This is a genomic window from Actinomycetota bacterium, assembly GCA_035536535.1.
Taxonomy (GTDB): Bacteria; Actinomycetota; JAICYB01; order JAICYB01; family JAICYB01; genus DATLNZ01.
This window is the reverse complement of the sequence record DATLNZ010000009.1, coordinates 1-7,251: the sequence shown is the minus strand read 5'-3', so window position 1 is coordinate 7,251 and position 7,251 is coordinate 1. Positions and strand designations below refer to the sequence as shown.

The window sequence follows — 7,251 nt, the reverse complement described above, 5'->3', positions numbered from 1 at the left end:
CGGACCCCCCGGAGGCGGCCCCGGACCCCGCCCCGTGCGACTTCTGCGAAGGGCGCGAGGACCGCACACCCCCGGAGACCTACGGGTTCCGTCCCGGGGGAGGCGAGCCTGGTACGAGCGGGTGGTGGGTTCGCAGCTTCTCCAACAAGTTTCCCGGCGCGCCGTTCCACGAGGTGGTCGTGCACTCGCCGCGGCACGACGCCCGCTTCGAGGACCTGACCAGCGAGCACCGGCTCCAGATCCTGCGCGCCTACCGTGAGCGGATGTCTGCGTCGGGGCGGCGGGCGTTTGTGGCCGCCTTCAACAGGGGCAGGGAAGCGGGAGCGTCGCGGTCCCACGAGCACAGCCAGCTGTTCGGTCTCGACGTCGTCCCGCCCACGCTCGAGAGGGAGGCCGAGGCCTTCGCGTCCGACGAGTGCGTGCTCTGTTCGCTCGTCACCGACGAGCAGCTCGTGGCGCGGCACGGGGAGGTTTCGGTCGTTGCGCACCCGGCCCCCCTGCTCGCGCGGGAGATGCTGATCGTGCCCGGGTGCGCGCCGCGATTCGACCGGGCCACCGACGGGACCCTGGAGCAGGTGGGCGACGCGGTAGCCGATGCGATCCTTCGGCTGCGCCGCGTGCTGCGGTCTCACGCGCCGTGCAACCTGGTGGTGCACGTCCCCCCCGCAGGCGCCTCATCGTTCCACTGGCACGCCCACCTCTACCCGCGCACGAGCATCCCGGGAGCCCTGGAGGTGGGGGCAGACCTGCCGCTCGTGGGAGTCGATCCGGCCGAGTCGGCGCGAGAGCTGCGGGACGCGGTTTCGGGCTGAGGGGCCGGCGCAACCCGATACACTGGGTCTTCGAATCCCGAGTCGCCGTTGTTGTTCGAGCAGCGGCAACTTCGTGATTGTGTTCACAAGCAGGAGCGGCCATGGCTTTGACCTACAGGGACATCGAGCCCTACGCGAAGCTGGCGCCGGCCGAGATGGCGGAGCGCGTCCGGTCGCTGGTTCGGGACCGCAACGCCGTCATCCTCGCGCACAACTACCAGGTCCCCGAAGTCCAGGACGTCGCCGACTTCGTCGGGGACTCGCTGGGCCTGTCCCGGCAGGCCGCCGGCACCGACGCGGACGTGATCGTGTTCTGCGGAGTCCACTTCATGGCCGAGACCGCCGCGATCCTGTCGCCGCAGCGCACCGTACTTCTGCCGGACCTGGACGCCGGCTGCTCGCTTGCCGACACCATCACCGCCGACCAGCTGCGCGCGTGGAAGGCCGAGCACCCGGGGGCGGTGGTCGTCAGCTACGTCAACAGCTCGGCCGAGGTGAAGGCCGAGTCGGACTACTGCTGCACGTCCGGCAACGCCGAAGCGGTCATCCGGTCGATCCCGGAGGACCGCGAGATCCTGTTCTGCCCGGACATGTTCCTGGGCTCCTACCTCGAGCAGAAGACGGGACGGAAGATGCACGTGTGGATGGGCGAGTGCCACGTCCACGCGGGGATCGAGGCCGCGGACATCGGCAGGATGCGCGTTGAAAATCCCGACTCGGAGCTGCTCATCCACCCCGAGTGCGGATGCGTCACGCGGACCATGTACGACCTGGCGACGGGCGCCGTCTCACCCGAAGGCACGCACCTGCTGTCCACGGAGGGCATGGTCAAGCGCGCGAAGAAGTCCCCCGCCAAGCAGTTCGTCGTGGCCACGGAGGTGGGGATCCTGCACCGCCTGCGCAAGGAGGTTCCGGGCAAGACTTTCCTGCCCGCCTCCCCCACAGCGATCTGCGGCTACATGAAGAAGATCACCCTGCCGAAGGTCCTGTGGTCGCTGGAGAACCTGGAGCACAAGGTCACGGTCCCGCCCGACATTGCCGCCCGGGCGAAGCTGGCCATCGACCGGATGGTCCAGATCAGCTGACCCTGAAGGGTCTCAGCCGCCGCGAATCGATCGTCCGGCGCGCAGTTCCCGCCTGACCTTTTTCCAGTCCGACGTCTTCGTGGAGAAGAGCAGGTCGGTCAGGATCTGGACGACGCCGACCACCGCGAGCCCTGGAACGAGCCACCGCCTGGCCTGCAGCCCGGAAGCCGCTGGCATGAGCGCGAACGGCACCACCTTCGTGACCACCGCGCCGGAAGCGTGCATGACGGCCCTGGTCCGGGGGGACTTGGTCAGGTAAGTCGCGTAGTCGACCTTCAGTCCCGGGCGCGGCGGCGGCGGTCCGCCCAGGAACACGTGCGTGAACCTCATGCCGGCTGCCCGGCCCACGAGCCAGTGCGTGAGGCTGTGGCTGCCGACCAGCAGGGAGCCGAAGCCGCCCAGGAACACCAGCGTCTGCGAAAGGTCGTCCAGTTTGCCGGACAGGGCGACGGCGGCGGCCCCGCCCCCGGTCAACACTGCCAGTCCGGCGACCCCTGCGGACGCCGGCAGGCGGAGCCGGACGCCATTCTCGAACGCTCGCCTGTCGATTTCCGCGACTCTTGCGGCGTAGGCCTCGGCCAGGACAGGGTCGCGCCTCAGCAGTCCGACGGCGCGCCAGAAGCCCGTGCCGCCCAGTCCGCGGCCCCCGGCCACCGTCCGCTCGGCCTCCCTGAGCGCCTCCTCGACGCGGGGGTCGGTGCGGCCGGTCATGGTTGCGCACCCGCCGGGAGCAGCACCTGGGCCAGCCGCGAGCCCATCTCGAAAAGCGCCTCGGCGCGGGAGTTGTCCTCGTCGAGGTGAGACAGCAGGTTCACGCCGAAGATCATCGCCACCACGGCAAAGGCGGCGGTCCGCGCGGGGATCACGGAGTCGAGGCCCATCCGGACCAGGACGTCGCGGATGAACTCCTCAGCGAAGTCCACCCACGGGTCCATGCGCGCGACCACCTCGGGGGCCAGGTCCGGACGAGCCAGGCTGCCGGCGATCATCTCCGAGACGACGGTGATGTGTCCGGACTCCAGGTCCTCCCGGTACAGCCCCGTGGCGACCCCGATCAGGTCCGGCACCTCCGACACGCCTGCAAGCGCCTCCCGGTAGCGGTTCATCCGCTCGTTGCTGGTGTGGTCCAGGGCCGCGAGCAGCAGGTCGTTCAGAGTCCCGAAGTGATAGAAGATCAGCGCCTGGTTGAAGTCCCCTCGCCGGGCGATGGAACGGGCGCTGGTCCCGGCGAAGCCCTCCTCCTTGACCGTCTCCAGAGCAGCGGCGACGATCCGCTGCTTGGTGGTGGGTGCTTCCTGGACCGCTTTGAGCATCTGCTCAATCCTACACCAGACTAGGGAACTTCTAGTTCCCCCCGCTCTCCCGGAGCGTCAGAAGCGGGGTTGCTCCCGGTAGCGGCCGTAGACCACGGCCATCGCCTCGCAGATCTCGCCGACCGTGGCGTAGGCCCTGACTGCGTCCAGGATGGGCGGGATCAGGTTTCCGTCGCCGCGAGAGGCCTCGGTGAGGGCAGCCAGCGCCGCGTTGGTGGCCGCGGAGTCGCGGTTGTCCCTCAGGGCGTGAAGCTCGGTGATCTGCTTGTCCTCGACCTCCTGGCCGATGCGCAAAAAGTCCGGCTCCCCCTGGACGGTTTCCTTGAAAGCGTTCACTCCGACCATGACCCGGCGCCCGGCGTCAAAGCGCTGCTGCTGGCGGTAGGCGGCCTCCGCTATCTCCATCTGGAAAAACCCGTCCTCGATGCCCTTCAGGCAGCCCTCGAGCATGGAGCCGGCGCCCATCTTGTCGATTCGTCCGAAGTACTCCTCGGCCTCCTCCTCGATGCGGTCGGTGAGCGACTCCACGAACCACGAGCCGCCGAGGGGGTCGATGACGTTGGCGACGCCGGTCTCGTAGGCCAGGATCTGCTGGGTCCGCAACGCTATCTCCACTGACTCCTCGCTCGGGAGCGCGAAGACTTCGTCAAGCGAGTTCGTGTGCAGCGACTGGCAGCCGCCGATGACGCCGGCGAGCGCCTCGGTCGCGGTGCGGACGACGTTGTTGTACGGCTGCTGCAGCGTCAGCGAGCACCCAGCCGTCTGGACGTGGAAGCGGCAGAGAAGGGCGCGTTCATTGGTTGCCCCATAGCGTGCCTTCATCCACCTCGACCAGATCCGGCGGGCGGCGCGGAACTTCGCGATCTCCTCGAAGAAGTCGATGTGGGAGTTGAAGAAAAACGACAGCTGGGGGCCGAACACGTTGACATCGAGCCCCCGCTCCAGCCCCAGTTCCACGTACGCGAAACCGTCGGCCAGCGTGAACGCCAATTCCTGCGCGGCCGTGGATCCCGCCTCGCGGATGTGGTACCCGGACACCGAGATCGGGTGGTACTTGGGCAGGTGCTCGGCGCAGTACGCCATCATGTCGCCGATCAGCCGCAGGTGCGGGCGGGGCGGGTACACCCACTCCTTCTGCGCGATGTACTCCTTGAGGATGTCGGTCTGGCACGTGCCGTCGAGCTTTGCGAACGGCACGCCCTGCTTCTCGGCCACCGCGAGGTACATGCAGAACAGGACGGGGGCCGGTCCGGAGATCGTCATCGAGACCGTGGCCTCGTCCAAGGGGATGCCGTCGAACAGCCGCTCCATGTCGGCAAGCGACGACACTGCCGCTCCGCAGCGGCCGACCTCTCCAAGGCTCAGAGGGTCGTCGGCGTCGCGGCCCATCAGGGTCGGCATGTCGAAGGCGACGGACAGTCCGGTCTGTCCCTGCTCGATCAGGAACTTGTAGCGCCTGTTGGTGTCGGCGGCGGAGCCGAAGCCAGCGAACTGGCGCATCGTCCACAGACGGCCGCGGTGGCCGGACGTGTACACCCCCCGCGTGTACGGGTACTCCCCGGGCATCCCAAGCGAATCGGAGTAGTCGCGTTCGCGCGCGTCCAGGGGGGTGTAAACGGGCTTGAGCGGGATTCCCCCCAGCGTTTCAAAATCGGTGTCCCGTTCGGTGGCCGAGTCGTAGCGCGACTGCCAGTCGAGCGCCTCGCGCTCCAGGTCGTCCATTGGTTCTCCTGCTCGAGGGGGGAATGGCCAGTTTACCAGGGGCAACGGCGCCCAAACCCCGTCGTCCGGCCGCCTGAGGGCGGCCGTTCCGTAGTCTGAGCCTGATGCTCGACGTGATCGAAGTCCTGGGGGCCGCCGCCATCCTCTCGGCGTTCGCTGCGCTCCAGCTGAAGCGCCTCGCGCCGGACTCCCCCCTCTACCTGGTGCTCAACCTCGCCGGCTCCGGCGTCCTGACCGTGGCGGCCCTGCAGAGAGGATCGTGGGGGTTCGTGATGCTTGAGGCAGCGTGGGCGGTAGCTTCACTGGCGGGCCTGGTGACATCGCTCAGGCGCCCTCGGCCGGCTGCTGCAGGGCAGACAGATACTCAAGGACGCTAGCCGCTTCGTCTCCCCCGGCTTTGGCGTGGGCGATCAGCGGGATGCCGTGGGGGCCGAGGGCCCGCGCGGTCTCCGGCGAGGCCTCGATGACCGACCGCACCACGTCCAGCCAACCCAGCATCGCAGCGGCGAACACGTCGACCCGCGCTCCACGTGACATCAGGTACTGCGCGATGTCCCGCCGCCCCATGTGGCTGGCGCCGCCGAGGCCCGTCTCCCAGTCGCCGCCGCCCCAGTCCCACGCGCTGTTCAGCAGCCCAGGCTCGGCGTCCAGCATTTCGCGCACGCGGTCGAAGTCGACGTGGGCCGCGCCCACGAACTCGTTCACCAACACAGCCGGGAGCCGCCCCGGCTCTACGTCCGACATGAGTCCTTCCTCCCTCAGTTGTTCACAGGGCCGGACTCCCCGAGGCCCCCCGAGCAGCTCGTCGGCGGCCGAGTAGGGGTCCAGCTCGCGGCCGGCCACCCGGGCCACCAGGTCCTCGAAGCGCGCCGCACCGACGGCCCCCAGAAGCCGGGACCGCAGGCGCTCGGCGGCGATCGACTTGATCTCCCCGGCGAGCCGCGCCCGGCGGCGCGACTCAAGACGCCCGTGCGCCGACAGATGCTCGCGGTGCGCTCCGACGGCCTCCCACAGCTCGTCGATTCCCTGGCCCGTTGACGCCGATGTCAGGACGATCGGCGGCGCCCAGTCGGGGTCCCGTCCTGGACCGAGTTCCAGCATTGAGCGCAGGTCCCTGGCCGTGTCCCGGGCCCCCTCCTTGTCCGCCTTGTTCACGCAGAAGACGTCCGCGACCTCCAGAATCCCCGCCTTGGCGGCCTGGATCGCATCGCCCATGCCGGGGGCCAGGGTGACGATGGTGGTGTCGGCCTGTCCGGCTATCTCGACCTCCGACTGGCCCACCCCCACCGTCTCCACCAGCACCAGATCGAACCCGGCCGCCTCCAGCACCCGCATCACCTCCGGTACCGCGAGCGAAAGTCCACCCAGGTGTCCCCTCGTGGCCATCGACCGGATGAACACGCCCGGATCCAGAGCGTGCTCCTGCATCCGGACCCGGTCCCCGAGAAGCGCGCCCCCCGAGAATGGCGACGTCGGGTCCACGGCCACCACGCCCACCGTCCTGCCCTCGGCCCTCACGCGGCCGACCAGCGCGTCGACAAGGGTGGACTTGCCTACACCCGGCGAGCCCGTGGCCCCGATGGTGACGGCGTGTCCGGTGAGCGGGTAGACGGCCCGCAGGACCTCGGACGCCTCCCGGGCGCCGTCCTCGACCAGCGAGATCAGGCGCGCGACCGCGCGGCGGTCGCCGGAGCGCAGCCGCTCCACGAGCGCGGGTACGTCGGCCGGCCCCCGGCCACGACCGGCCGGCATCGCCTCAGGCGGGTCCGGTGGACAGCAGCGCGACCAACCGGCGAAGCAGCAGGCGGTGACGGAAGACGCCCGCCGCCTTCAGCCGGCCCCCGGCGTAGGACCTCCAGAACTCGCGGCCCCGCGACTTCAGGGGGTTGGGCAGGGGCCCGATTCGCGGCACCGTCGCCAGCCCGGACAGCGTGCCGGAGTCGGCCACCACCCGGACGTCCGCCGGGCACGTCGGTTCCCCGGAGTAGACGCGGACGCAGCCGTCCCGCAGCTCGAAAGTGACGGTGGACCCGGCGTCTAAAGCCGTCACGGACACGACCCCCGGCTCCCCGTCCAGCCGCTGATGGAGGTCCGGCTGCCGCTGGAGGTTGGCCGTGATGACCGCCGCCAGCATCTGGGCCGACTCCGACGGGTCCGGTCCGATGAGGCGGACGGGGTCAACGGCGGCGTCCCCGCGCGATTCGAGGAGCTTCGGCTCGACGGTCACCGCTCGTCCATGAACTCTGTGGGGATGCCGCCGGCGATGTGGACCAGCTCGTTGGCGGCCTTCACGTGCTGGACGATCGTGGGCAGGTCGCC

The 7,251-nt window shown here is 69.5% G+C and carries 7 protein-coding genes and 1 pseudogene; 3 read left to right on the top strand and 5 right to left on the bottom strand.

The genetic code is table 11. The annotated features are described in order from the left end of the window. Nucleotides 1–812 (top strand): hypothetical protein (locus tag VNE62_00855; GenBank protein ID HVE90839.1); only part of this gene is annotated, 812 nt, incomplete at its 5' end. A 101-nt stretch (nt 813–913) separates the two neighbouring features. After that, entirely contained in the window at nt 914–1,897 is a 984-nt protein-coding gene (gene nadA, locus VNE62_00850; GenBank protein HVE90838.1) for a quinolinate synthase NadA, read from the top strand. Nucleotides 1,898–1,909: 12 nt separating this feature from the next. Here the strand turns inward: nadA and VNE62_00845 are convergent, their stop codons facing one another. The 3 genes from VNE62_00845 to VNE62_00835 are packed head-to-tail and all read right to left on the bottom strand — an operon-like array spanning nt 1,910 to nt 4,932. After that, on the bottom strand, nt 1,910–2,608 hold the full coding sequence (locus VNE62_00845) for a hypothetical protein (GenBank protein HVE90837.1): 699 nt from the start codon (nt 2,606–2,608) through the stop codon (nt 1,910–1,912). Further along, a complete protein-coding gene (locus VNE62_00840; protein ID HVE90836.1) occupies nt 2,605–3,210 on the bottom strand; it encodes a TetR family transcriptional regulator in 606 nt (201 codons plus the stop codon). The genes VNE62_00845 and VNE62_00840 overlap by 4 nt, the downstream gene beginning before the upstream one ends. A 57-nt stretch (nt 3,211–3,267) precedes the next feature. Continuing rightward, nucleotides 3,268–4,932, bottom strand: coding sequence for a methylmalonyl-CoA mutase family protein (locus VNE62_00835; protein ID HVE90835.1), 1,665 nt, complete (start codon nt 4,930–4,932; stop codon nt 3,268–3,270). A 104-nt stretch (nt 4,933–5,036) separates the two neighbouring features. Here VNE62_00835 and VNE62_00830 point away from each other — a divergent pair, with 104 nt between their 5' ends. Next, nucleotides 5,037–5,309: a hypothetical protein gene (locus VNE62_00830; GenBank protein HVE90834.1), complete on the top strand. Its 273-nt coding sequence runs from the start codon at nt 5,037–5,039 to the stop codon at nt 5,307–5,309. Nucleotides 5,310–5,721: 412 nt separating this feature from the next. Here the strand turns inward: VNE62_00830 and meaB are convergent. Together meaB and VNE62_00820 are read right to left on the bottom strand one after the other, a co-directional pair. Next, nucleotides 5,722–6,684 (bottom strand): annotated as a pseudogene (gene meaB, locus VNE62_00825) (methylmalonyl Co-A mutase-associated GTPase MeaB). Nucleotides 6,685–6,688: 4 nt separating this feature from the next. Beyond that, entirely contained in the window at nt 6,689–7,159 is a 471-nt protein-coding gene (locus VNE62_00820; protein ID HVE90833.1) for a hypothetical protein, read from the bottom strand. Nucleotides 7,160–7,251 lie beyond the last annotated feature (92 nt).

Coding starts and splice junctions, on each gene's coding strand:
- nadA (HVE90838.1), top strand. CDS start 914: ATGGCTTTGACCTACAGGGACATCGAGCCCTACGCGAAGCTGGCGCCG.
- VNE62_00845 (HVE90837.1), bottom strand. CDS start 2,608: ATGACCGGCCGCACCGACCCCCGCGTCGAGGAGGCGCTCAGGGAGGCC.
- VNE62_00840 (HVE90836.1), bottom strand. CDS start 3,210: ATGCTCAAAGCGGTCCAGGAAGCACCCACCACCAAGCAGCGGATCGTC.
- VNE62_00835 (HVE90835.1), bottom strand. CDS start 4,932: ATGGACGACCTGGAGCGCGAGGCGCTCGACTGGCAGTCGCGCTACGAC.
- VNE62_00830 (HVE90834.1), top strand. CDS start 5,037: ATGCTCGACGTGATCGAAGTCCTGGGGGCCGCCGCCATCCTCTCGGCG.